We start from the raw sequence: 25798 nt of genomic DNA, 5'->3' as shown, positions 1-25798 counted from the left end.
GTTAATCATGTATTCGATCATGTATCTACAACTCATTGCGTAAGGGCTGAGCGACCGTGACTTAAGCTCGTCCGTTCAATTCATCCATCGTGGCCTGTACGATGATGCGCAGGCCTTTCAACATCGTTTCATGGGATAAAGTCGGCAAGGACGGCTTCTCCACGGCCATCTCTATCGAAGCCGGAAAATGCACAAATCCGCCAATGGCAGATTTTTGCTTAAGGCGAATATCGTTCAAAATCGCATACATCGTATTATTGCAGATATACGTTCCGGCTGTATTGGATACCGTAGCTGGAATTCCCGCTTCCTTCAACCGGTTGACCATCAAACGGATGGGAAGGGTTGAAAACAGTCCGTCCGGTCCGTCAGCGTCTATGGGCTCGTCTTGAGGTCTTACACCCCGATTATCCGAAATCGTCGATTCCGGCGGTATATCCTTGATATTAATGGCGATCCGCTCCGGTGTAATGGCGGTCCGTCCACCCGCTACGCCGCAGGCAATGACCGCATCGGGCTCGTATGCCTTCATCTGTTGCAGCAGTATTTCCGCACACTCATCGTAATGTACGGGAAGCAGCAGCGTTCTGATCTCTGCACCGGGGAAGGATTCGTGCTTGATCTCCTCAACCAGTCTCTCCGTTGGATTGATAGAGCTTCCGCCAAATGGTTCAAAGCCTGAAATTAATATTTTTAGCATATATCATATCTCCTGTACTCGTTTATGTAAGCTGCCGGGTCACGAAAATAGCATCCTAACTTTTATTATAGCAGCGCTTGAACGCTTACGCCTTCTGCTTCAAGCCGTGAACGCAAGGTGCTGGCGAATAACGATGCATTCGCGCCATCTCCATGAATGCAGACGGTATCTGCCGTAATGGGAATCACCTTGCCGCTCAGAGAAACTACCACTCTGTCTTTCACCATCCGTACGACTTGCGTAACCGCAGCTTCGGGATCCGTTATCATGGCATCCGGCAGATGTCTCGGCGTGAGGGTGCCGTCATCCTGGTAGGTACGATCCGCAAACACTTCGCTTGCTGTGCGAAGCCCTGCCCTTTCCCCCGCCGCGATTAACTCGCTGCCCGCCAACCCATACAGAATGAGTGTCGGATCGATATGCTTGATCGCCGATGCAATCGCATCCGCAAGGGGTCTGGAGATTGCTGCCATATTATACAGGGCACCGTGAGGTTTTACATGCTGCAGCCCAGACCCTTCCTGTATCGCAAAAGCCATCAGGGCTCCAATCTGATAGGTTACCATGTCATAAGCTTCGGCAGGCGTTATCTCCATTCTTCTTCTTCCGAAGCCAGCCAGATCGGGCAAGCCAGGGTGCGCACCGATTGCGGCACCGCTCTCAATCGCTTGACGGACCGTTGCCCTCATGACCGCCGGATCACCTGCATGAAATCCGCAAGCAATGTTTGCCGAAGTTATACAGCGAAGAAGCTCCGTATCATGGCCTAACTTGTAAGCACCGTAGCTCTCTCCCATATCGCAGTTCAGGTCCACTCGAACCATGCTGACTCACCACTCCTTTAATTTAAACTTGATCATGGCCTCCAACATTCGAAACTCTCGAACGTGAGCCGTATAAAGCTGTTCTGCTTCTGCCAACGAAATACCCGCAAAACGAATTGCTGCCCCAGGAGACAGCTGAGCGATCAGCGAAATATCAACGGTCGCCACTTGCGCAATTTTGGGATAACCTCCAAGCGTCTGCCGATCCGCCATTAGAATGATGGGCCGGCCATCTGCGGGTACCTGTACCGTTCCAAGGGCTACCGGCTCGGATATATATTCCTTTGCGTAACTCAATTGAAGCTGCGGACCGGACAACCTGTAACCCATACGGTCCGATTGCGGAGTTACGGTGAACTGTTCTTCGAACAGCGCCTGCTTGCTGATGGCGTCAAAGTCATCATATTGACGCCCTTTCAGCACGCGTATCACCGCCTCCTGCCCTGAACCAGGATACCCTTCAGCAGAGACGGCCCAATTCACGGTGAGGAAACCGCCGTAATCATCAAGGTAGCGTTCAGACATGACCAGAGGAAGCTGAGAAGGATGAGCAAATAGTGTATCTCCTTTCTTCAACGGCCTCCCTTCATATCCTCCGATTCCGGCCCTTAAATACGTACTCCTGCTGCTCATTACCTGGCAGACATCAAATCCGCCCGATACAGCCATATAAGCGCGGCAACCCGTTACCGGCTGTTGAAAGCTCAGAACACGGCCCGCTTTGATCAGCACGGGACGCCACATTGGAACTTTCACACCTTCAATCGAGGGTGATAGATCCCCGCCTGTAATGGCAACCCACCGATCGCTATGAAATTCAACCGCGAATCCTGACCATGTAATTTCCAGAACGGCCTGTTCATTCTCATTGCCAACTAGTCGATTGGCGATCCGATAAGCGGAATTATCCATTGCTCCTGCCGTGATAATCCCGTATCTGCCGTAACCCCGTCTTCCCGCATCCTGAAGAGTAACAAGAAGTCCCGACTTTAGTACGGTTATACTCATTGGCCCACTTCCCTTAACCGTTCAAATTCCTCAACTTGAATAGGCCGAAACCGGATATATTGCCCGCTCTTCAACAGCGTTGGCGGCTCGGCTTCGGGACGAAATAAAACGAGCGGCGTCCGGCCGATAATCTGCCACCCGCCCGGCGTTTCGATCGGATAAATGCCGGTTTGCGTGCCGGCGATTCCTACGGATCCAGCCGGGATTTGCAGCCGGGGAGTCTGTTTCCTCGGTGTCGCAATCTGCTCCGGGATACCTCCGACATAGGGGAAGCCGGGCGCGAATCCGATCGCATAGATTAAGTAATCCTGCCCGGAATGAATACGAATGACATCCCTGGGAGATAGGTGGTTCTGCTGAGCCACTTCGTCCAGATCCGGCCCATAGTCGCCCCCATAACAAACCGGAATGTCAACAACCTCATATTTCGTGATGGTCTTCTCGCAAGCTTCCGCCTCCATCCGCTGCTCCAGCATCGAACAGACGTAAGCAAACACGGTATCGAACCTCTCTGGCTTGCCGATCTTATCATAATCATAGTAAACCGCTACGCTCGTATACGAAGGGATGCATTCGATCCAGCCTGGAAAAGGGTTCTGTTCCATTCGCCTCGTCATAGCTGTGACCTGGCGATGCACCTTCTCGCTCACGATGTCTTCGAATTGAACGAGAACAGCCGAATCCCCTAAAGGGAAGAACGAATAAGACTTGCTCATAGTACATTCTCCGTTCCATATGTACTGCGGATTATCGTCAAACATTGAACGATTATTCCTATGATAGCAGAGAAACAGGCATCCGTTGAATATGAAGTTAAATATTTGACGATAGAATCAGGAACAGCTGACTCTGACGGATCTGGCCAAGCGTCAATGCTGTCTTTCTGTATAATTTTAGGGAATGGTTGGCAAAATACAGAAGACGTACTTTGATAAGGAGGTGCCGCCAACATGAGCCAACAAAACCATAACAGTAACGAACCGACAAAAGCAGAAGTTCAAACCACGAAATTGAACAAAATGCCGATTCCAGGTGAATTTGACACCGAAATCTCCGCAGAAGAAGCAGCCGAGGTATTTAAACAGCAGCAGCCAAACGCTGGTCATAGCTCCGAGAATCAACAATAATACAAGTAGAAGACCTCACGGAAGATCCGTTGTTTACAGGATCGTCTGTGAGGTCTTTTTCGCGCTCCGTTTATATTTCCGATTCATATCCCCTTGGTGCCTAACCTCTTCGCTAATTCCGCCAGATCATGCCCTTTAAGGGCGCCTTCCACCAGCTGCGGTAGAAGTGCAGGGGTGCACGCAAAGCAAGGTGTCCCGTCTCTGGACAGTAATTTGGCTACCTGCTCATCATAGAACGGCTTTCCCTCGTCGGATAATGCGAGGAGACACATCGTCTTGACTCCCGCTTCCCGCAGTTCACGCATTCGCCGGATCAGTCCGGCTTGATTGCCGCCTTCATACAGATCCGAAATGATGATAAACAGAGTCTTTTTCGGCTCTTCAATAAACTGCTCGCAGTAAGCGACCGATTTATGAATATCCGTGCCGCCGCCGAGCTGGATACCGAATAACATATCCACCGGATCATTGGCACACTGCTCCGTCAGGTCAACGACCTCCGTATCAAATACGACCACACGGGTGTCGAGCGAGGGTATGCTTGCAAATATGGATCCGATAACGGAAGCCCAGATGACGGATTCCGCCATGGAACCGCTCTGGTCGATATCCACGATAACGGTCCATTCTTTGCTCCGTCTTGCCCTGTCAAAATAATAAAAACGCTCCGGCACGATCTGCTTGCGGTCCGCATCATAATTTTTCAGATTTCGCTGTATCGTCCTCTTCCAGTCAATACCGCTGAGCGAAGGAAGCGGTGTATGCTGTCTGCGGTTCAAGGCACCTGTCACAGCCCGGCGAATATCTTCCTGCAGACGCTGGACAAGCTCATCCACAACCGCCTTCACCAGCAGGCGCGCCGTATCCTTGGTTTTCTCGGGAATCTTGCCTTTCAGGGACAGCAGAGTGCCAACCAGCTGTATATCCGGCTTGACGGTAGCCAGAACCTCCGGTTCAAACAGCAGCTGCTTCCAGCCCTTTCGTTCCATGGCATCATTCTGGATAATGGACACCACGTCTTCGGGAAAAAAGGAGCGGACATCCCCCAGCCACTGCGCAAGCCGGGGAGCCGACTTTCCTTGCCCGGCTGCCCGCTGCCCCGCGGACACACTTCCAGCTTCCGCCCCGCCGTCCGTATTATCATAAATCGCGGCCAGCGCACGGTCCATAATCATTTCTTCCTCCGACAGCTGTATGCTTTCCCCGGCGCTATAGCCCGCTAGCTGAGGTTCAGCCGACTGGCCCAGAATGAGCCGCCAACGCGATATTTGGTTTGGTTCCGGTATGCAGCTCATATCCTAAAAGTCCTCAAAGTCAAAATCATTCAAATCGTCAATCATCTTCGCTTCTTCCTCCTTCAGGTCACCGGTCAAAATCTCGGCGGCCTGCTCTGCATTCACACCCCATAGCTCGCCAAGCAGCTCGGCAATCATCGTCTTCTCCTTCGCCGAAAAGCTGCTGAACGCCCGGCGCAGAAAAACAAGCGCACGAGTGAATTCATCATCCTCCAGGGACTGGATATATTCATTCAGCTGCTCCCACAGACTTAACCGGGAGAGAAGGGCATACCGGTTCCGCATCGATAAGCCTTCAAACCATCCTGCTCCCAAATCGGCCGGAATGCCGGGGGATAATCTGCGCGAAACTTCTTCGGCACACTGCCCGGCGGAAATTGCATTCCGCTCCATCAAAACCGCACACGCATATCCTGACAACCGGGCGTTCAAGTCATCTCTTTCGGACAAATGCCCGAGCTCTTGCAGCCAAAGTTCCTCATCCACCTGCTCCGCATGCTCCATGGCGACACTGTTCAGCTCATTCATGGCGGTTATCATCGGGCCTGATACCTCGTCGCTGCACTGGCTGCCATCGAGCAAAAACAAGCAAGCGCGCATAAAGAGCTGCTGCAGCAGCGGTACTAGCGGCTCCGTATCCATCCGCCTGATCCCGCCGAAACGGATCAGCACGGATAACTCCCGGGAAGCTGCCGCAATCTGAACGACATCGCGGCTGTCCACAGCAAGCTTTTGCAGGGTCTGCCGACCCGCTTCCATCTGATGAATCATCCCGCATTCATAGGCGATCCGGATCAGCGTAGAGGCTTCGGCAATCGAGCTGCAGCCCGCCAGCTTTTGCTGGAGCATATAAGCGGCAGCCACCTCTACCGTCTCCCCCAGCAGCGTCGATTCAACGACCTGAATTTCAACCTCCGGTGCCCATTGCACAACCCAGTGCTCGGCCCACGCACCTTGCTCCTGCCCGCTGGGCCTGGCTTTAACAAAATCAATTCCCAAGAGCTTCAAGCGATGAAACAAAAAGGACCGGTTCAAATCGAGATACGCGGACTCTTTCGAGGTTACTCTCCGGTTCTCGCGCAAATCCAAGATTAAATCGTTGGCAACAACCGATTTATACTTCTCCAGCTTCAGCCTCTTCAGCTGACGGTTCAGGTCGTCCTGGATCGGGGTCTGGCTGACGCCTTCCGCCAGTTCGCCGATCGCCGTGCCGATCTCCACACGTGCAAGCTCCTCTGCCACGACGGCAAGTTCGCCGCGCCCAAGCAGCGTCTGGGCCGCATCCCGCAAATCCCGCAGTGTCGGGAGACCGCCCCCGTGGAGCGCTGCCAGCGACTCCGCCAGCCGGACGGCTTCGATCACCTCCGCCGTGGAGCGGTGGGTACCGTTCTTTCTCATCGAGCCCGCCACCATGGATAAATAATGATGCGGCAATTCCGCTAAAGAGCCCTCCTTCATTCGTTCCCACATCATCTCAAAATAATGGGGAGCGATATTTCCGGCACCATAACCGGAAATGGACGACAGCTTATAATAGGAATATGGCATTAGCGTCAGCTTGGTTATCCGGGAAGGAAGCTGATTCAATTCCTCGTCGCTCATCGGACTGGACAAATCGCTAAGGGCCGAGGCATGGTAAGCCCCGCACACGACTACAATGCGCTCGGGGTTATGCCCCGCCGCAATCGCTTCAACAATCTGACGGCGCATATACGACTCCCGGACGGCATTGTAGGCGTATTCCACAGTATCCTCACGCCGCTCTTTTTCCTCCGACAGTTCTCTCATCTGCATGGAAAAAGCCGATATGGATTTCCGGTAAGATCCTTCGCTCAAATTATGTTCGTAACTCCGCTCCCAGTACATATCGTAATCGTATTCGCCGGCAAGCTCGGCAATCCGCTCATATACGGATTTTTCGTCCGGCCGGCTCTCGTCCATCGGCTCAGCTGGTCCCGAGCCGGATCCATGATCCTCGCCTCCAAGCTCTTCCCCGTCCGCTTCACCCTCCGAGCTGCGGCGCAGCTCCTGCATGCAAACGGCTGTGGATGAGGGCAGATCGATGAATGCCGCATAAGCTCCGCGCTTCTGCGCCCACCTCATGGCCTGATATTCCGGGGAGTATACCGCAAAAGGCCACAAAATCGTTCGTACGGGCAGTTCTTCGGTAAACGCCAATATGGCTATCGGCGGCTTCGTTGTTGCCTGGGTCAGATGACGTATTTCCCCGCTTGCATCCGCGGGCCCTTCGATGAGCACCGCCGTAGGGTTGATCTCATCCAGAAAATCCAGTACATGCTTCGCACCGGCGGGCGACAAATGCCGAACTCCAAAAACATGTATGCCGGCAGCATTCACTGGTTGATCTCCTTGCATGCGTTATATAAGCCCCGCCACTCGGTCCCGCGTTTCTTCATGATATTATCAAGATATTCCTTCCATACGAGCCGGTCTTTATCATCATCCTTAACAATCGCCCCTTGAAGTCCCGCTGCCAAATCCTCGTCCGTCAACTCACCGCTGCCAAAACTCGCAGCCAGCGCCATGCTGTTTGTCAGGAGCGAAATCGCTTCGGCCGTCGAGATCACCCCGGCCGGGGACTTCACCTTTTCCTTTTTATCCAGCGTCATGCCGCTGCGCAGCTCACGAAAGATCGTCACAACCTTGAGCAGTGCTTCATCTGCGGGAGCAGCAGCCTGCAGATCATAAGAGGAGGCAATCTCCGACACCCGTTTCTTTACGATTTCGATTTCGGTATTCAGATCCGCTGGAGCGGGAAGAACGATAATATTGAAACGGCGCTTGAGCGCCGTTGACATCTCATTGACCCCGCGGTCTCTGGTATTTGCAGTGGCGATAATAGAGAAGCCTTTCCGGGCATTCATTTCTTTACCGAGCTCAGGCACCGATATCGTCTTTTCGGACAAAATGGAGATCAGCGCATCCTGTACCTCCGAAGCGCAGCGGGAAATCTCTTCAAAACGGGCTATCCCTCCCGATTCCATCGCCCGCATGATCGGACTCTGCACCAACGCTTCGGGAGTCGGGCCTTGTGCAAGCAGCATGGCATAGTTCCACGAATACCGGACATGCTCTTCACTCGTTCCTGCCGTTCCCTGAACGACCAGCCCGGAATTCCCGTAGATCGCTGCCGCCAGATTTTCGGACAGCCAGGATTTGGCCGTACCTGGTTCCCCGATCAATAATAGAGCACGGTCGGTTACCAAGGTAGCGACCGCCATCTCGATCAGCCGCTTGTTCCCGATATATTTAGGCGTGATCTCCGTTTTGCCTGCCTTGCCGCCGACGATAAATTTGAGTACGGATTGCGGCGACATCTGCCATCCGGCAGGAATGTTCCCGGAATCCTCCTTACGCAGCGCTTCCAGCTCGTGACGGAACAGTATTTCCGCGGGCTGCCGCATGATATCTTGTAATTGCTCTTGGCCTGCTGCCATGGGCGTTTCACTCCTTTAAATGTCTTGTTCCTTCATCATCCGAAGGATGTAACGAAGCTGATCCTCGGCGTTGTCCCGATAGTTGCCCAGCGCCGCATGAACGCGGTCATAATACCCTGCAGGCAATCGGCAAAGCTGCTTGAAAATAAATGGTTCAATCATGTAACAGTCGTGATTGCGCTTATCTTCCAGTGCGGCCACGATAGCTTCAAATAACGCTTCATCCTTCATGCCGGAACGAACAAGCCCCATGATGATCAAATTGGCAAAACGGTTGCGGAATTCCGGAGAATTCTTCAGCTTCGCCTGTAAATAAGACTCTGCTTTGTGATGTCCCCGGCGGGCGAACGCACTTACCAGCGCAAGCTCATCCTGCTCGATAAACAACTCCAGCCATCTGTCATCCCAGCTTGCTTGCAGCTGCTCCTGCGGGAGCATTTCCACATAATACGTGTAGCTCTCCTTCCCCGTAAACGGCATGACTTCCTCATATGGTTTATACTGCCGATGGATAACCATATCCGACAGGGTGTCCAAAAGCCTTTTTCGTTCTTTGGTCGCGTTGCCAAGCGACGAGGAGGCGAAGCCTTGCATCAGAACGTCCTTGTATTGTTCATATACGCGGTCCGGCGGCAGCACGCGCGCGGCTTTTTGGAATACCTCGCGGACATATGAGCTGCTATGTCTGTATTGCTCCAAATCGTTCTCCGCGTTTTGGCGAAGCAGTTCCCTGGCTTCCTCGGAATCCACGCGATTCATGTAAATGACCGCTTCATTTATAAGGTATGTCCAGCCCAAAGACTTGATATATAAGGAATATTGCTGAAGCACGTTCCGGTATAGCTCTTCGAGCGCCGGACTTTGTTTGTCGTGCAGTGCCCACAAGCAGCGCTTCACCTTGCTCCAGCTCTCCTCCAGCTTTTGCTTGTCATCCGGAAATTCGGAAACCGCTTGAAGCTCGGCGGACATATCTCGTACAAGCCAATCCGTCAACAAGACGGAACGGCATTTGCCCAGGGCAGGGTTAACCAGCTCTTTGTCTTTTCCTTGAGCGGCTTCATACAATCGCTCCACAGCCTGATCCGAACCGTTCTCGGCCAGTGCGCCATAAGCCGCTTCTCGGATGACTTTCTTCTTGCTCTTGCTCCATTCCATCAGATCAGCTTCATACTCTTCGTAGCGGGCAAGCAATTTAATCGCCATGCACCGCACCTCATCGCTACCGATCTCGGCCGCTTGTCGGATCAGCTCCGCCATTTCCTTGCCGTCGGTTTTAGCCATCACCTTCAGCTTCCGCGACTCCGACCTTCCGCCTGCGGGATCAAAGCTTTCCAGCAGAAATGGAATGATTTCCGGGCCATACGACGGCAATATCTCATTGGCCGCAAGCTCTCCAATCTCCACATAAGGGTCATTCAAGGCTTCAATCGCAAGGTATACCAGCCGGAAATCCCGGAACAAGCCCTCCTTCCATGCTTCTTCTATGATCTCGTAACGACCGCCGCCCGTTGTGGTCAGCGCTGTCTGTACAGCGGAAAGCTTGCGGAAGGATAAATGGGATGACAGTGAAACCGGATGATGCTCTACCGGGTGGAGCTCTCCTTCAGGGGCTGTCGTTCCTTGCGTATGCAGTACGGAGCTCAACAGCTGGTTCAAATCCTGAAGCAGCTGTGCCGACGGAGTCTCCTTCCCGGATTCCGGTTCGATTAAAGCGCTGATTCCTTCACCCAATCTCTTGAACACGGTAGCGCGCTCTCCAAGCTGCTGAAACTGCGGCACCAGCCGCTTGAGGCGAAAGTCGCCGGCTGCGAGTTCGCTGCCGGCAATATATAAACGCCTAACCTCCTGGTTAAGCTCCTGCAATAATGCCGTACTCATGGTCGTTCCTCCTTCGTTAACCCTGCTCAGTACAACAGCCGGATGATTTCGGTATTCGTAATAATGGTCAGCGGCTGCGCCAAAAGACGGCCCGTCGTCAGGCTGTGCTCAAACATAACCAGCATGGAGACGCCGCTCAGCTTCTCCTCCGGCAGATACCGCAGCATTGGTACCGTCGATTGTAAGAATACGTCGCCAAGTGCAATCGATTGTCCGGCTTCATCCGTGATGGCATATTGGCCTTCGTCATTCCGGCTGATCCGGGAAACATGAAGCAGTATCACGGGCTGACTGTCAGCGAGCGGATTTTTCAGCTGGTTCTTTACTTTTTTAACGGCTTCAGCATAAGAACACGCTGCATATTCGTGAATCCAAACCAAATCCTCCCCGGTCACCGGAGTTGAAGCCATCTCTTCAAAGCGGACCCGTCGGTTCATGTCCCCCGGATAACGGTAAAGCACTGGGATTCGGGCTTTTTCGAAAAAGCTGTCTTCCTCACGCATCAGCTTGGCGGCCTTATAGGGACGGTACTGAATCGTTCGGTGAATTTCGCCGCTGTCCTTTTGAATCCAGTACCCGATATCCACATGCTCCAGCCGTGCATCGTCGGCATAACTCAGAAAGGAAAGCTGTATCAACTCCGCCTGTTCGCTTACGAGTCCGAAACTTTGCAGCTCCGTCAGCTGCCAGGCATGCCCCAGCCATTCCTCAATCGTCGACTCATGGTCCAGCGCCATATCCGGATCCTCAAGCTTTGAAGCCAGGTATTGTCTGCCTTTTTTAATGATTGCATTCATAACGGCAAGCTGCTCAACCGCATATGTATAAGCTTTCTCCTGGTCTTTGTCCGACAACACCAGCGCCAGGCGGCGAAGTTCCGACTGAGCACCCGATAAATAATAGTTGCCCATCTGCTTTACATGTTCCTGGATCAGCTTTTGTTCCTTTTTATCCAATGTTCCTAATCCGTTCCGGATCAACGAGTGGATCAGCTTCTCCAATACGTCCAGACCTTCCAGCTGCGCATTGATTTTCTTTTTTAATGCCGATTTGTTGACCTTCTTCGGTTTGGGTGCTGCCCCTTCGGCAGATTCTTTGAGCTTGCGCTCTTCCCGCTTCTCCGCTTTCTCCCGCTTGGCGGCCAAATCCTCCGGTACCTCGGCGGATGAAAACGACGCTCCGCCCGCATACGCATAAAGCAGTCCAAGCACATGCTTGCACGGAAACTGCCGGCTCGGGCAAGTACACCGCATAACCGGCTTCTCCGGTACCGCAAAATCGGCAGACGGCTGGTAGTCGGAACTTCCGCTGCCTGCACACGTGCCAAAAAGTACGGCATGATCCTCCGAATGATGGAGCTGCAGAAACCGCCCTTTTTTGACAAGCCCCTGTCCATTCTTTATGGCTGCACTATTCGGTGCCTGCGAATCGATCCATGACTCTGTAATCTCAACCAAACTCATACCCTCCTAAATCAAGTCGCTGCTGGTCATGCACAGCAAAATTATCCATTACTCTTAATCATATCGAATCTGCGGCTGACTCCCTACCCTTCTTAAGACCTATTTAAGAACATTCATTCCTATTTAATCGATCACCTTCATCCTTTAATAGATAATAATGTAAAATGAATTTATGCGATGGGTGCCATAAGAAAAACGTCTATCGACGTACTTTCTCAGTAGACAGACCGTATTTAGCGGAAGTTTTTCTTGCGAGATAAGGATGCTAAATCTTGGAAGTTTATACTTTCTTATCTCTTAAAAAAGAGCCGGCATAACCGGCTCTTCAGAAATCGATATTATCCTTAGTCTTTCCTTACTTGATACCGCCCCGTTCTAACCTCGAGAATATATTCCTCAGGGGAAGGCATGCCGGATTCCAAGGCATCCTGTACGGCTTGATCAATAGGGTATGGCACGCGAATAAATTGAATATTGAAAGGAGCCGGATCTTCGCTGTCATAGATTCCGTCCAAAATGACATAGGAGGCTTCAGGCATTTCGAGGGGATTGCCAACGCTGCCAGTATTAAACAGCGTTCTCCCGTTTAGATGCTGGTGATATGCGTTATGAATATCCGCGTAACCGGCGACGTCCGCGATTCTCGGGTCACCGCACAGCGTGGAACTGTGAAACAAGGTTTCCAGCTTCTCCTGGTCATCCCATGGTTGTATTCGTTCGTACACGCTGCGGGGCGATGCATGAAACAACCGGATCCATTTACCGCTCATCATGAACTCAAGGATATACGGAAGTTCGGCAAGATATTGAAGCCTCTCGCTTCCAAGTCGATGCTGATGCCATTGGAGGACCGGATCATCGGTTTCCTTACCTATAAAGTCGTCCCAATTCCCCTTGATGACTTGCTGGCAATGGGTTCTGACCAGATCAACCGCGATATCTCCGTGCGGGCCTTTCCCAATCAAATCACCCAGGCAATAGATGGTTTCGATTCCGCGTTGTTTGATATCCTTCAGAACGGCCTCCAAGGCAGGAATGTTTCCATGTATGTCGGAGATTAATGCAATTTGCGTCAATGAACCCGCCTCCAAACTTCGTTTATTTCGGATTGCCGAGGTTATGGTTTAGTGAATCCCGTAATTCATCATATGCGTCTCGAAGCCAAGGATGGACTACCTTCAGCAATTCACGCCGATTCCATAAGTATTGAATATATTCAAATGCGGCATGATCCAGCGAGGTTTGCAACTGCTCCGTAATCTCCTCTAAATACGGGGGGATTCCCGTTTGATCCCATTCCATCTTATCCGCGACGAACAGTACCTTATCTAACAATGTAGCCTTGGATCTTAACGTCGTATGGCAACCAACAGCGTTCAAGATTTCAGGTTCTGTAATTTTGAACAAATCCTCGGCCATATATGCCGATATTTTCTGATGGATGATCATGGGGAATTGCTCTTCTTCAGGAAATACTTCCACCCCGATCTCGCGGGCTACTTGAATGCGGACATGATTCGGAAAAACGGCGCTAATATCATGCAGATACCCGGCATATTCAGCAGCGGTCGGATCGGCGCCATAGAGAACAGCAATTCTGCGGGCTTCCTCCCCCACTTTCAGAACATGCTCTGCTGTCTTTGGACATTGGTGTTTCTGCAGAAAGGAGGCCACGTCATTCCTAAGATTCCCGGTGAGCTCGTGTTCCCCAAGCTCACGGTAGGAGCTGATGATCAAGCGACGGTTATGCGGGTCATTCACTCTTTTCACCTCACCTAACTTCCTTGAATTTACCAATCTAGCACTTCATTTTCCATACAATATTAACTTATACTGAGAATAGTTTGAAGCTATTATACAAGAAAGTCAAAGAAAGGAGGTCATCCGATTCTAAAACTCATCGACCGAACCCATTCGGGCAGGTGATGCGGGATATTAACGACGAGCATGACATAACGAACCTACGTAAGGAGGAAGCAATGATATATTAGAAAGTCTTGATCGATCCGTGATATTGCCCCCGGGTTGTCCATTTATTATTCCTTTTTATGGAATGTTTCGATTTTTAGTCTAATGTTTATAAACGTAATCATATATTTATACTCACGCAAGCTTGGTAACTGAATAAGATTTAAGCATCACCGACTTCACCACGTTAGGAGGCTGACGATAGTGAATACACGCAGGATGGTTAGCTTGGGGTTACTGATTCTTGTTATGATCATCAGCGGGTGCGCTGGAAATGTTTCCACAGAAAAAACGAAAACGCTTACACTTTGGTACTGGAACCGAAGCCTGGACGATGAGTTGATTAAGTCCGTAGAAAAGGAGTTTCCGGGGATCCGGATCGATGCGCAAAAAATCGGTGGCGACTTCAAATCGAAGCTAAAAACAACGCTGGCGGCTGGTTCCGGAGGACCGGACATCGTCGCTTTTAACGACTGGGTGGCAGAGCTGTTTACGAGTTCGGATCGTTTCTACGATCTGTATGAGCTGGGCGCCAAGGAGATTGAGCCGGAGTTCCTGGATTGGAAATGGAAGCTTGGCGTTACCCCGGAAGGCGCCATGATTGCCCTTCCGATCGATACGGGGCCAACCGCCCTATACTACAGGGCAGATTTGTTCGGGGAAGCCGGGCTACCGACCGAACCAGAAGATGTCCACGCGCAGCTCGGCACCTGGGATCAATATTTCGAAGCTGGGCAGAAGCTGCAGGAGCATTTTAATCAAAAAGTAAAAATGCTCGACAACATCACTAACATTTACACACAAATGAATGCTCAGTCTGAACGCATATATTTTGCCGAGGACAATACGTTTATCGGCGAAACACCTGAATCCTCCATGAAGACGGCCTGGGATACGGCGGTGAAGGCTTCACAGATGAAGCTAAGCGCCAACACTAATACTTCCTCCTCAGAATGGAATGCCGCCATGAACAATGGACGGGTCGCTTCCTTTGTCGGTGCGGTGTGGATGAAGGAAATATTGATGCAGGCGGCGCCGGATACCAGCGGTAAATGGAGAGTAGCACGCGCCCCTGGCGGGGACGGCAACAATGGCGGCTCCTTCCTCGCCATCATGAAGACGAGTAAATATCCGCAGGAAGCATTTGAAGTAATGAAATATATTCAGAATCCGGAAAATCAGGTTCAATCCTTCAAGAAGATCAACCTTTTCCCTTCCGCCAAAGACGCGCTGGATGCCCCCGTGATGAAGGAGCCCGAGGAATTTTTCGGGAATCAGGCAACTGGCGAGGTGTTCTCGGACTCTGCGCGTAACGTCAAACCTGCTTATTTCGGTGGTAAATTCGCTAATGTAAACGGCATTGTCAATAGAGAGCTGTCATCCGTTGCACTCCAAGGCAAAAATCCTGATAAAGCCTGGGAAGACGCGCTGGCCAGAGTCAAAAAAGAACTGCTGCGCTAAACGCGGATCCGGTTCTTACCTGTATGTTTCTCGATTGCTAAAAGTACTTAAATACCAACCGCTCGAGGAGGTTACAGTACGATGGATAATCCAATGCTGAATCATACGCCCGTGGAACAGAAGCCTGTTCCTAAGCATCCGAAATCACAAGACCGACTGTCAGCACAGATATGGAAACACCGCAAAGAATATTTGGCGATTTCCCCTTTTTACATTCTATTTGCCATATTCGGGCTCTTTCCGATTGCCTTCTCGATGTTCCTGTCCTTTCAGAAATGGGACGGCATCGGCGAGATGACCTACAACGGGCTGGGCAACTACCAATTCATGCTCACCGATCCGGAATTCTGGAGAGCCGTCGGCAACACGCTGCTCATCTGGATCTACTCCACGATACCGATGCTGTTCATTGCGCTGGTCGTTGCCTTCCTGCTTAATGCATCGTTTGTCCGGTTCCGCACCTTCTTCCGGATCGGTTATTTCCTGCCGAACGTTACCTCACTCGTGGCGGTTGCCATCGTATTCGGCACCGTATTCTCGAACAATTACGGCCTTCTCAACTATATTCTGTCCTTGCTCGGCCTGAACTCTATCGAGTGGTTGAATAAGACACGGGGCATACAGCTCGCCATTTCGGTCATGGTCATATGGAGATGGGCAGGGTATAACGCCATTATCTATCTTGCCGGGCTGCAGAGCATTCCGACCGTCCTGTACGAAGCAGCCAAGATCGACGGAGCCTCCGGCATTCAATCCTTTTTCAAAATCACCATTCCAAATCTAAGACCCATCATTCTCTTCACGGTCATCACCTCGACCATCGGCGGCATGCAGATCTTCACCGAACCGCAGGTGCTTGTCGGCAATGATGGCGGCGTCAGCGGCGGCGGTATGACCATCGTCCTCTACCTGTACCGTGAAGCCTTCGTGAATAACTATTTCGGATATGGCGCTGCCGTCGGCTGGGGAATGTTCCTGCTCATTGCCCTCTTCTCCATCGTAAACTGGAAAATGGTGCAGGGCAGTCCGTCCAATGACTGAAATGGGGGTGAATCGTATGTTCAAATGGAAATCCTTATTCCTTCACATCGGGTTAATCGCCGGACTGCTGCTGTCGATTTTCCCCTTCTACTGGCTGCTTGTCATGGCAACGCGAACCACTTCGGACATTTACAGCTTCCCCCCGAAACTATGGTTCGGTCCTCACTTGCTTGATAACGTGTCGAGAGTGCTGAGCAGCATTGATTTCTTCGGCGCCTTCTGGAATACCCTGTTTGTTGCTTCCGCTTGTACGCTGTTAGTCTTATTCTTTGATTCCCTGGCCGGATTCACGTTCGCTAAATTCCAATTCCCAGGCAAAAAATGGCTGTTTGTGCTGCTGCTTGCCACCATGATGGCGCCTGCCCAGTTGTCCCTGGTACCTTCGTTTGTCATTATGGCAGAGTTCGGATGGGTAGGAACTTATAAAGCGTTGATCATTCCCGGAATGGTAAACGCCTTCGGAATCTTCTGGATCAGACAATATGCACAGGAGTCGGTACCCTCAGAGCTGCTAGATGCAGGCAAAATCGACGGCTGCGGATTCTTCCGCCTCTACTGGAATATATCGCTGCCGATTCTGCGTCCCGCCTTATCATTCCTGGCCGCCTTCACGTTCATCGGCGTATGGAATGACTACCTGTGGCCGCTTATTATTCTAAATGATGAGAACAAATTCACTTTGCAGGTTGCGCTCTCCTCATTGAACGGAATATACACGACCGACTATTCGATGGTCATTGCCGGTACGCTGCTAGCCGTCATTCCACTGATCGTTATGTTCCTGTTCATCAGCAAGCAATTCATTTCCGATATTGCAGCAGGTGCCATTAAGAGTTAACGGTAAGAGGGGTGTCCCAAAAGGTCTTGGATCTGACGGGATGCCCTCTTATTCAGTTAAGGGCAACCGGCCGAAAAGCAAGAAATTGCGGTGCAAAGAATAACATCCTGAGCACCGCCATTACTTCATAGGACATGGTTTTCAACCTGACGAACCATCAGTCCAATGAGCAAATCCGTTTATGAGACAAATCATTTTGATCCGGGTCATATCGCCATACCGTAACCGCTACGGCACCATCACCAGCTTTTCATTATCCGGAGTTTCTCCCTCCTCTTCTGAACCAACCACCGCCTCTCTCTTTAACTCCGCTGTTTCATCCAACTTTTTGCGCCCCATTAACGTTGCTGCCGCAAGCGCTAATGCTGCAGGAACGATAGCCCAGGCAAATGTAATGGCAATGGAGGAAGCGAGGTTGTCGGAGATCGGTTTGAGCAGCTCTGACGGAATCAGCGACCTTGCCTCCGGCGCCAATAAGATGTGGGGATCCTTCAGATCGAATCCTTCAGGAAGTCCGCCGTTGTTCACTCCTCCCGATGACAGGGATCCGGTGAAGGATCGGCTCTGTATCAACCCGAACACGGTTATTCCAATGGTCATTCCAAGCGATCGCGTGAAGTTAAAGGTCGAACTCGCCATCCCGCGCTGTTTATAGGATAAGCCATGCATGACGGCTGTACTCAGCACGGAGAACGATCCGCCGATGCCAAGCCCGATCAGTACCATGTATAGGGTTACGATGAACCTGCTGGATTCCGCAGTTAGCGTCGAAGCGAGCACCATCCCTCCCGTGAACAGGACAAGCGTCGGGATCATGATGTTGCGATACGATATTTTACTCATCAGAAAACCGCTGATTGTAGCCGTGATGACCGAACCCACCATCATTGGCAACAGGACGAGCCCCGAGTTCGTTGCGCTTCCACCGAGTACCCCTTGAATGAAAATCGGAATATAAACGGAAGCCACGATGAACGATCCTCCGCTGAATAAACCGCACAGCACACTGGACGTATAGAGTTTATTCTTGAATAAACGAAAGGAAATAATCGGTTCCTGCGCCCTTCTCTCAGCAAGCACGAAGAGAACCAGCATGACAAACGCCATAGCAAACAACGCCAGGATAATCCAGGAGTTCCACGCCAACTGCTTGCCGCCAAGCTCTAAAGCAAACATGAAACAGATGACGCCCGTCAGGAGTGTAGCGGCTCCCATCCAATCAATCGGCTGCTTGGAACGTTCATGTGATTCCTTATAAAACAGCGTGACCATCATGAAAGCCACGATGCCGATTGGCAAATTAACATAGAATATCCACTGCCATGTAATATGATCCGTAATATACGCACCTGCAAGCGGTCCGAATATGCTGGATAATCCGAACACGGCTCCGAATAACCCGGTGAGCTTACCCCGCTTTTCGAGGGGAACCGTATCGAACATAATAGCGAATGCAATCGGGATCAGCGCACCGCCGCCGATGCCTTGCACGGCACGATATAGCGCCAGTTCTGTAATGGAGTTCGCCGTACCGCACAGTACGGAACCCAGCATAAATACAATCATCCCGAATACAAAGAACTTTTTGCGACCGTACATGTCGGACAACTTGCCAAAGATCGGCATTCCCGCAAGCTCAGCGACCATATAAGCGGAAGTCACCCATACGAAATGATCAAGTCCTCCGAGCTCCCCGACGATATTCCCCATTGCGGTCGCTACGATTGTATTGTCCATGGAGGCCATTAAGATGCTGAGCAGCAGGCCTGTGAGCACGATGGGCAATTTGTTGGTCGATTGTGTCTTCACGTTCTCATACACTCCTTCTAAGTAGGTTTCTTTCTTTACTGTCGTTATTGTAATTCAGAAAATATGACAGCTGACTGTCACACTTTTGTCCTGATTCCACTTTTTTTCGAACACAGAGGAAACATGTTAAAATAGAGTGTACATCTGAAATGGAGGAAATCTACATATGGATAATTTCGAGAAAAATCTGGAGAAATACGCGGAGCTGGTCGTTAAGGTAGGCGTAAACGTTCAACCGGGCCAAGTACTGATTGTCAATGCTCCAATCGAAACCGTAGAGTTGACACGCCACATCGTGGCCAAAGCATACGATGCAGGCGCCAAATATGTGCAAGTCGACTGGGATGATGAGAGAATCACCCGCATTCGCTACGAGAAAGCACCCGCTGACTCTTTCGGTTATTATCCGCAGTGGCAGGCCGACGCCATGCAGCAGCTTGCAGAAGGTGGAGGAGCCATTCTGCGCATTAAGGTTCCGGATCCGGAGCTGTTCCGAGGCATTGATTCAGCCAAAGTATCTACAGCCGTGAAAGCCGCTGCCGTAGCTAACGAAAAATACCAAGTTTATGTGCGCAACAATAAAATCAGCTGGTCGCTCATTAAGGCACCTACCCGTGCCTGGGCCGATAAGGTATTCGCGGATCTTCCCGAAGAGGATCGTATTCAAGCCATGTGGGATGCGGTATTCCAGATGAATCGAGTGGATAGCGAAGATCCGGTTGCCGCTTGGCGGGATCATATTGCTCAGTTGAAACTGCGCCAGAATCACATGAATGCCAAACGCTATAAGAGTTTCCACTATCGTGCGCCGGGAACGGATCTGCGCGTGGACATGCCGGAAGGCTATCTCTGGCTTGGCGGCGGTGACGAGAATGAAGCCGGCGTATATTTCGTGGCAAACATGCCAACCGAAGAAATCTACACAATGCCGCACCGTACAGGCGTAAACGGGACCGTAACCAGTACGCTTCCGCTTAATCTGAACGGCCGCTTGGTAGAAGGCATAAAGCTCACGTTCAAGGACGGCAAAGTTGTCGAATATGAAGCCGAATCCGGGCGGGAGCACCTCACAACACTGCTGGAAACGGACGAAGGCGCGTCCTATCTAGGAGAAATGGCACTCGTACCGCATGATTCGCCAATCTCCCAGCTGAACCGCGTCTTCTATAACACCGGTATCGATGAGAATGCATCGTGCCACTTTGCACTGGGAAGCGCCTATCCTGTCAATATCGAGGGTGGTACCAAGATGAGCAAGGAAGAACTCATCGCTCGCGGAGCCAATGTTAGTCTGACGCATGTTGATTTCATGATCGGTTCGGCTGAACTGGACATTGACGGTGTGCTGGCTGACGGCACGATTGAACCTGTATTTCGCGGTGGACGGTGGGTTTAATTCATTGCTCCATACCCTTAACATGAATCTCCATTAGCCTTCAACCTAAAAAGAGGCTGACACTAAAGCTCCAGCTCTAGTGTCAGCCTCTTATTTGTTCTCATTTCTTACTGCTTCTCCACGTTCTCAAGCATACGAAGAATCATCATGACGGCTTCCGCCCGGGTCGCGGAGTCCCGTGGAGCAAACCGGTTACCCGAGCGGCCATTTACGATGCCAGCCGCAGTGGCGGCAGCGATTTCCTTCTCTGCCCAAGCTGGAATGGCTTGCTGATCACGGAATTCCGTTTCTGCTTCTGGTAAGGCAAGGCCCAGGTAACGTGCCATCATGACCGCCATTTCAGAACGGTTGACGGATTGATTCGGTCTGAATGAGCCGTCTTCATATCCCTTCACAATACCTTCGGATACGGCCCATTGAATCGCTTCAAGTGCCCAGGATCCGATCTGGGAACTGTCTTTGAAATCCAGCTTCCCAGCATCCCTTTGTCCATCGAGTGCTTTGGCCATCATGACCATAAATTCGGCGCGTGTTACTTGTCGGTTCGGTTTAAAGGTATGATCCGGATAACCCCCAACGATACCGAGCTGAACCGCTTCCTCTATCGCCGACGAAGCCCAATGTCCTGCGATGTCTGTTAACATCACCGGCATTGGCTCCGGCTTCGGTCCTTCGGTCCCCGGCTTCGCCTTACGGTGAATGGTTAAATGGTAGGTTCGGGTCGTCCCGTTCTCCGCCCGAATCACCAGCTTCAACAGGTTATCCCCTTCCTTCAGCTCGATAACCTGATCCTTTTTCAGGGGTTCTTCTCCCAGAAGGACTGTTGCCTTGCTATGCGCCGCATGAACACGGAGCTGCACAGATTCGGCTTCCGTCTCAAGTCGGTACTCGGTTCTGTTCTCATTGAATGCAGGGGTAAGTTCAGCTGCTTTGTCGCCGATGATCACTTCAAGTTCTTTTAATCGGTTGTCTCCAGATAATACGTATCCTCCAGAAGACCCCGATCCTGATTCTGATCCCGATGATGGAGGATTCTCCGTTGAAGGTACAACCGATGCGTTATAGGTACGGATCGCAGCTTGCAGAGCAATGATTGCATCCTGTACGGTCTTGGCAGTTGCATGATCCTGTTGCGCTATGGCGCTGGCTCTTTCAATGGCAGCACGGAGTGCAGACCTTGCTGCGACCGGATACTGTCCCGGCGATGTGCCTTCCCGTGTTTCGTCGAGCCTTCGCTGTGCCGATGCGATTAATCCGATTAACTCGCTCTTGTCTACTGCTGCTGCCGGCGTTGTGACTGTGTTATGAAGTCCGGCGCTCTCTCCCGCAGCGTTATAGGCTTTTACAGTAAAATGATATCGGGTGTCCGGCTCCAAACCGGAAGCGGTATGTGAATACACATCATTGGTCACGGCAATAACCGGTTCACTCCGCCCTTTCAGATATACACGATATCCATCCACGCCATGATCTGCGGTCGCCTCCGGCCAGCTCATGGATACGCCGTTTGAAGTAATGTCCGAAAATTCAAGCTCCCCGGCTGTCCATACAGGTGCACCCGGAATTTCTACGGCTTGAGTGATGACCGTTAAGGCCTCACTAGGAGCGGATTCCGTGCCTTGCTTGTCCACGGCGGTTACTTTGAATTCATACAGCGTGTCCGGGGTTAGCCCTGTCGCTTCATATACGCTATCCGTGACCGTTGCCACGCGGTCCCCGTCCTGATACACATTAAAGTTCACGACTTGTTGGTCTGGACTGTTTACGGGATCCCAACCGATTTGAACTGTTGACGATGTCACATTCAGTGCTTTCAGGTTGGTCGGAGCGTTGAGATTCCCGCCATCTGTCGTGAATGTCCACACATCCGAAAGGGTTTTCCCCCCGAATTTGTCTTGTGCGACGACATACCACGAATAGGTTCCATCGGATTGCAGTCCTCTCCACGGTTGAGTAACCTCAGTGCCGCTAGCCACGTTCTGCGGTGTACCGATAGTCTCTCCTCTCAGATGATTTACTTGGATCGAATCGGTTGCTACGCGCTTTAATTTCGGTTCAAGATCCAGATTCATCTTGAACTCATCCGAGCCATTTGTATAATAATTGTACTTATCCAGATAAGGAGAGTACGTATTTACGTAAATCTGATTGCTATCCTTATCAAAATGCAGCAACCTCAAGTAACCACTGCCGCCATCAGCATGTCCTTGGTAGTCTGCCAGCATCTGATACACGGTTCTGTCCGCAATACCGTCACCATTATCATCCAATTCATTCTTAAGCAGACTGGCTCCCGTGTAATGGCCGCTCAGAACGGCAACCACATTCGGATTCGGAACGACAACTTCCTTGTACAATTTGTTACCTATACCGGAACGAGTTCCGTTCGCGAGCATATAATCATGGAAATTCAGGAATGCGGTACGGTCCGGATACGCTGCGAGAACCTCGTTCATCCACTTGATGTCTTCGTCTTCAACGCCCCATCCCATATACATCATGATGAAGTCGTTGCCTTCAACGGAGACAAGGTCATAATGCCCGCGATTGTCCTTGTAGGAACCTCCGTAATATGGCTGATTCTTGTAACGCTCCTCCCCGAAATATTGACTGTAGGTCGTGTAATCCCAATCATAACTTCCCACATCATGATTTCCGGCGAGCACGCCATGCGGCAGATTTGCATCCTCCAGCATCTTCATGTAATCATCGGCACGTTTCCATTGATACTCAGCTGTCGGATCATTCACGATATCACCGGTATGGAACAGATATTTGATGTTCATATCATCGATGGAATCGACAATCCAGTCGAATTGCTTCTGCTGAATATGCGGGTACAGCTCCGTTAAGAACTGGGTATCCGATACCCATACAAAAGTGTAATCATAATCCCCACGGGATGGAATTTCGTCCTGTACGATGACATCCACTTTGCTGTTCTGAACGTAGTCTGCTGCCATCAGTTCGCCTCGCAGCGTAAAATCATCTTCAGACTGGGCAATATGTTTGGTAATTTCCGTCCACTTGTTCTGGTTGTGGTTCCACGCATACATCGTGACCTTACGGCCGGGCACCGTGTGTCCTTCCCAAGTCACTTCAACGCTGTCACCCGGCTCCACGGCATGCTCCAGCTCTACCTCAAACCGGATATAAGGGAACTGGGACGTGGAATCCACCGTGACATATTGATCGTTGGACTCTGCTACCAGCTTCAATTCCTCTGCAGTTAGCGCAGTTTCGCCCACCGGGAACCTGTCCTTAGGTGGCTCTTCATCCGAGGCGTTCTTGGATAATTTTACTCGATCGCCACTTAATACATGATACGGATACGCCTGATGGAAGGAGACCTCAAGCTCGTCATCCGATGGATCGCTGACTTGAACCTTCAGTTCCGGCGACAACCCGGTTCCGCTCTCCATATCTGCTGGTGAGACCAATACAGGTGCATTCGGATGCTCCGGTGCCGTGTTAAACGTTACCGTACGTTCCGAAATGTTGCCGATCTTGTCCACTGCCCGGATTTCCAGCTTATGATCACCTGGATCAAGCTCGGATGATGAAGTATCGTATGGCACCTGGATGGTTCGACCATCCAGCAGGACCTTCACCTGTTCCACGCCGGATACGCTATCTTCTGCAGTCACATCGATCGGAATGCTTCCCTTATAGCTCTTCCCCTCTTCAACGGTCACGCTAATTACCGGTCCATTGTTATCTACCTGAATAATGGCAGATGCTTCAGACTTCCCCTTTACATTCAATTCAACCTTGTGCTGCCCGTCTGTAACCGTCGTAGTATCCCATGCGTAAGACAGGGCCTTTACTTTATCGGCTGGAATATCGAATTGAAATGCAACAAAAGGCAGAAACCGTCCATCGTCACCAAGGTCATGGATAAGCGCAGGATCGCTAAATTGCGGATCCCGGATTTCTGTCCCATCTCCTAACAACAGCCGTACATTGCGGGCATTAAAGTCATCCATATTTCCGGTCGGCTTGTCATCCTCGAAATAGGTTTTCTCATTATCACCGGCCCGAAGGGTAATTTCGTTTGTGCCGCTTATCAACCATTGCGGTTCGATGGGGACAACGATGGTTTGATAGCCGTCAATGTTCGCCTCGGTCTTGAACAGAACATTCTTGCCGATGGTTACCGTGTTGATCCCATCGTCAATACCATCGCCTTCAAAAACAAAATAAGCGGAATGCTCCATAACGGGTGTACCTTGAACCGACTGCCCGTCGATATGAAGCTCAAGATCTGCAGGTTCTACCCCACCTGCTGCACCCCGAATATAGGTTATCCCGGTGACGGTCTGTTGATCGTCAACATTCAGGCTGGCGCTGGCACCATTCCCCGTGAGATCGACTTCGTATTTGGGACTCGCTACTTCCTTAAAGGTGTTGGACACCGTGAAAAAATACTCCAGCTTGGTGTGTCCCAGCAGCTCCAAGTAAGAAATCGTATGACCAAGGCCTTGCTTTCCTTCCTGAAGCTGTACGACTTTGTAATCGTTCTGTCCATCGACACGATAAGATAACGCGAGCGAAGTAACCATACGATCATCGTGCGCTTCTGCGAGAATCTCCAGATTTTCGCCCGGCGTCACATTCGTCGTTGTCGTCCGGTTGGTGACCGTTGGTTCCTTGGTCACATCAATATGTACCGGCTCCGCAGGTACCTCGGAATGCTGCAGCGAACCCGGCGTAGCCTTATGCTCCAGCTGGGAAATCCGCTGCATCTTCAGGCTGCCATCCTCCGGGTACTTATAGAAGATCCCCTGATCTGCGGCGTTATGAACATCTCCGTCATTGTAAAATGCGGATACGATCGGACGGCCGGTGTTCGTCACAACCACGAGCTCCCGCATGCGTGAATTGGACATGCCGCCTGAGAATATTTTGACGACATCGGTGTTTTCAATCAGGTTGGTGCCGTAATTTTTATTAAAATCAGCAATCGTTGATTTGCTGTTCTGTGCGTTAATAATCCAGAACACCAGCGTGCCTCTGGATGGAATCATCACCTCATCGGGTACATGAGCCCAGAGGGTATCACTCTCCAAGTAACGGTAACGAATTTTGTAATGGCTGAAATCGATGTCTTGGTCGGTATTGTTATATACTTCAATAAATTCATAACCATCGGCGGTTCCTACATTCGTAGAATCAGGGACAAGCTCGGTGATCAGCAGTTCAGGCACATTGTTCAGTGCGTTGGATGACTGGGCTGAAGCCTGTCCTGGGAAACCGGCAAACGAGGCCGACAACACGATACAGAGAATCAAGAAACAGGATATACATCGATTCAGGACGATCTTAGACAATGGAAAACCTCCTAGAAATGATTTTTTGAACAATCAATTCAGTTTCCCAATTCTCCAGGTCTCCATGGGATCTCCAAATTTTAATTAAAGCGCTTTCAATATTAAATCCCTCACGATTTAGATTTAGGCTATCCCCTATAAGAGATCCATTTAGCACCTCACCTCCTAAGATCAATAATTGCATATTCCCTTTGATTTTTAA

The 25798-nt window shown here is 50.9% G+C and carries 18 protein-coding genes; 5 read left to right on the top strand and 13 right to left on the bottom strand.

From position 1 onward, the window contains the following. Positions 1-61 precede the first annotated feature (61 nt). The 4 genes from AB4124_RS22155 to pxpB form a co-directional block, all read right to left on the bottom strand. Positions 62-700 carry a pyroglutamyl-peptidase I gene (locus tag AB4124_RS22155; RefSeq protein ID WP_339265786.1) on the bottom strand — a complete coding sequence of 213 codons (639 nt, stop codon included), beginning with the start codon at positions 698-700 and terminating at the stop codon, positions 62-64. Positions 701-765: 65 nt separating this feature from the next. Beyond that, positions 766-1524 carry a LamB/YcsF family protein gene (locus AB4124_RS22150; RefSeq protein WP_441974173.1) on the bottom strand — a complete coding sequence of 253 codons (759 nt, stop codon included), beginning with the start codon at positions 1522-1524 and terminating at the stop codon, positions 766-768. Positions 1525-1530: 6 nt separating this feature from the next. Then, the gene (locus AB4124_RS22145) at positions 1531-2532 is read right to left on the bottom strand and encodes a biotin-dependent carboxyltransferase family protein (protein ID WP_441974172.1); all 1002 of its coding nucleotides are present in this window, start codon (positions 2530-2532) and stop codon (positions 1531-1533) included. Beyond that, a complete protein-coding gene (gene pxpB, locus AB4124_RS22140) occupies positions 2529-3248 on the bottom strand; it encodes a 5-oxoprolinase subunit PxpB (protein WP_441974171.1) in 720 nt (239 codons plus the stop codon). Before pxpB ends, AB4124_RS22145 begins: the two co-directional genes overlap by 4 nt. Before the next feature lie 234 nt (positions 3249-3482). On the opposite strand from pxpB, the gene AB4124_RS22135 reads away from it, so the two are divergent. Continuing rightward, on the top strand, positions 3483-3659 hold the full coding sequence (locus AB4124_RS22135) for a hypothetical protein (protein WP_213644387.1): 177 nt from the start codon (positions 3483-3485) through the stop codon (positions 3657-3659). Positions 3660-3742: 83 nt separating this feature from the next. Here AB4124_RS22135 and AB4124_RS22130 read toward each other — a convergent pair whose 3' ends face one another. The 7 genes from AB4124_RS22130 to yqeK form a co-directional block, all read right to left on the bottom strand. After that, on the bottom strand, positions 3743-4954 hold the full coding sequence (locus tag AB4124_RS22130; RefSeq protein WP_441974170.1) for a VWA domain-containing protein: 1212 nt from the start codon (positions 4952-4954) through the stop codon (positions 3743-3745). A gap of 3 nt (positions 4955-4957) precedes the next feature. After that, positions 4958-7330, bottom strand: coding sequence for a DUF5682 family protein (locus tag AB4124_RS22125; protein WP_441974169.1), 2373 nt, complete (start codon positions 7328-7330; stop codon positions 4958-4960). Continuing rightward, the gene (locus AB4124_RS22120) at positions 7309-8412 is read right to left on the bottom strand and encodes an ATP-binding protein (RefSeq protein ID WP_339290548.1); all 1104 of its coding nucleotides are present in this window, start codon (positions 8410-8412) and stop codon (positions 7309-7311) included. The genes AB4124_RS22125 and AB4124_RS22120 overlap by 22 nt, the downstream gene beginning before the upstream one ends. A gap of 15 nt (positions 8413-8427) precedes the next feature. After that, positions 8428-10290 (bottom strand): HEAT repeat domain-containing protein, encoded by a 1863-nt coding sequence (locus AB4124_RS22115; RefSeq protein WP_441974168.1) that lies wholly within the window; start codon positions 10288-10290, stop codon positions 8428-8430. A 26-nt stretch (positions 10291-10316) separates the two neighbouring features. Beyond that, the gene (locus AB4124_RS22110; RefSeq protein WP_441974167.1) at positions 10317-11747 is read right to left on the bottom strand and encodes an SWIM zinc finger family protein; all 1431 of its coding nucleotides are present in this window, start codon (positions 11745-11747) and stop codon (positions 10317-10319) included. A 350-nt stretch (positions 11748-12097) separates the two neighbouring features. Further along, positions 12098-12829 (bottom strand): metallophosphoesterase family protein, encoded by a 732-nt coding sequence (locus tag AB4124_RS22105; protein ID WP_441974166.1) that lies wholly within the window; start codon positions 12827-12829, stop codon positions 12098-12100. A gap of 22 nt (positions 12830-12851) precedes the next feature. Next, positions 12852-13487, bottom strand: coding sequence for a bis(5'-nucleosyl)-tetraphosphatase (symmetrical) YqeK (gene yqeK / locus AB4124_RS22100; RefSeq protein ID WP_430205612.1), 636 nt, complete (start codon positions 13485-13487; stop codon positions 12852-12854). Between the two features lie 438 nt (positions 13488-13925). Between yqeK and AB4124_RS22095 the strand changes: the two genes are divergently transcribed. From AB4124_RS22095 to AB4124_RS22085, 3 genes are all read left to right on the top strand, one after another. Continuing rightward, positions 13926-15182: an ABC transporter substrate-binding protein gene (locus AB4124_RS22095; RefSeq protein WP_441974165.1), complete on the top strand. Its 1257-nt coding sequence runs from the start codon at positions 13926-13928 to the stop codon at positions 15180-15182. Between the two features lie 81 nt (positions 15183-15263). After that, positions 15264-16223: a carbohydrate ABC transporter permease gene (locus AB4124_RS22090; protein ID WP_441974164.1), complete on the top strand. Its 960-nt coding sequence runs from the start codon at positions 15264-15266 to the stop codon at positions 16221-16223. A gap of 16 nt (positions 16224-16239) precedes the next feature. Beyond that, the gene (locus AB4124_RS22085; RefSeq protein ID WP_076321923.1) at positions 16240-17061 is read left to right on the top strand and encodes a carbohydrate ABC transporter permease; all 822 of its coding nucleotides are present in this window, start codon (positions 16240-16242) and stop codon (positions 17059-17061) included. Positions 17062-17289: 228 nt separating this feature from the next. Here AB4124_RS22085 and AB4124_RS22080 read toward each other — a convergent pair whose 3' ends face one another. Continuing rightward, positions 17290-18870 carry an MDR family MFS transporter gene (locus AB4124_RS22080; RefSeq protein ID WP_441974163.1) on the bottom strand — a complete coding sequence of 527 codons (1581 nt, stop codon included), beginning with the start codon at positions 18868-18870 and terminating at the stop codon, positions 17290-17292. Between the two features lie 166 nt (positions 18871-19036). On the opposite strand from AB4124_RS22080, the gene AB4124_RS22075 reads away from it, so the two are divergent. Further along, a complete protein-coding gene (locus AB4124_RS22075; protein WP_430104753.1) occupies positions 19037-20266 on the top strand; it encodes an aminopeptidase in 1230 nt (409 codons plus the stop codon). Positions 20267-20373: 107 nt separating this feature from the next. Here the strand turns inward: AB4124_RS22075 and AB4124_RS22070 are convergent, their stop codons facing one another. Continuing rightward, positions 20374-25596: an S-layer homology domain-containing protein gene (locus AB4124_RS22070; protein ID WP_441974162.1), complete on the bottom strand. Its 5223-nt coding sequence runs from the start codon at positions 25594-25596 to the stop codon at positions 20374-20376. Positions 25597-25798 lie beyond the last annotated feature (202 nt).

The organism is Paenibacillus sp. 2KB_20, assembly GCF_052115765.1.
Classification (GTDB): domain Bacteria; phylum Bacillota; class Bacilli; order Paenibacillales; family Paenibacillaceae; genus Paenibacillus_AQ.
Note: the sequence above shows the minus strand (reverse complement) of the source record. Positions and strands in the feature narration are given on the sequence as shown.

Bases quoted from the DNA above. Each gene is read 5' to 3' on its own strand.
- AB4124_RS22130 (WP_441974170.1), bottom strand. From the start codon at position 4,954: ATGAGCTGCATACCGGAACCAAACCAAATATCGCGTTGGCGGCTCATT.
- AB4124_RS22155 (WP_339265786.1), bottom strand. From the start codon at position 700: ATGCTAAAAATATTAATTTCAGGCTTTGAACCATTTGGCGGAAGCTCT.
- AB4124_RS22145 (WP_441974172.1), bottom strand. From the start codon at position 2,532: ATGAGTATAACCGTACTAAAGTCGGGACTTCTTGTTACTCTTCAGGAT.
- AB4124_RS22150 (WP_441974173.1), bottom strand. From the start codon at position 1,524: ATGGTTCGAGTGGACCTGAACTGCGATATGGGAGAGAGCTACGGTGCT.
- pxpB (WP_441974171.1), bottom strand. From the start codon at position 3,248: ATGAGCAAGTCTTATTCGTTCTTCCCTTTAGGGGATTCGGCTGTTCTC.
- AB4124_RS22075 (WP_430104753.1), top strand. From the start codon at position 19,037: ATGGATAATTTCGAGAAAAATCTGGAGAAATACGCGGAGCTGGTCGTT.
- AB4124_RS22135 (WP_213644387.1), top strand. From the start codon at position 3,483: ATGAGCCAACAAAACCATAACAGTAACGAACCGACAAAAGCAGAAGTT.
- AB4124_RS22120 (WP_339290548.1), bottom strand. From the start codon at position 8,412: ATGGCAGCAGGCCAAGAGCAATTACAAGATATCATGCGGCAGCCCGCG.
- AB4124_RS22115 (WP_441974168.1), bottom strand. From the start codon at position 10,290: ATGAGTACGGCATTATTGCAGGAGCTTAACCAGGAGGTTAGGCGTTTA.
- AB4124_RS22125 (WP_441974169.1), bottom strand. From the start codon at position 7,330: ATGCAAGGAGATCAACCAGTGAATGCTGCCGGCATACATGTTTTTGGA.
- AB4124_RS22090 (WP_441974164.1), top strand. From the start codon at position 15,264: ATGGATAATCCAATGCTGAATCATACGCCCGTGGAACAGAAGCCTGTT.
- AB4124_RS22085 (WP_076321923.1), top strand. From the start codon at position 16,240: ATGTTCAAATGGAAATCCTTATTCCTTCACATCGGGTTAATCGCCGGA.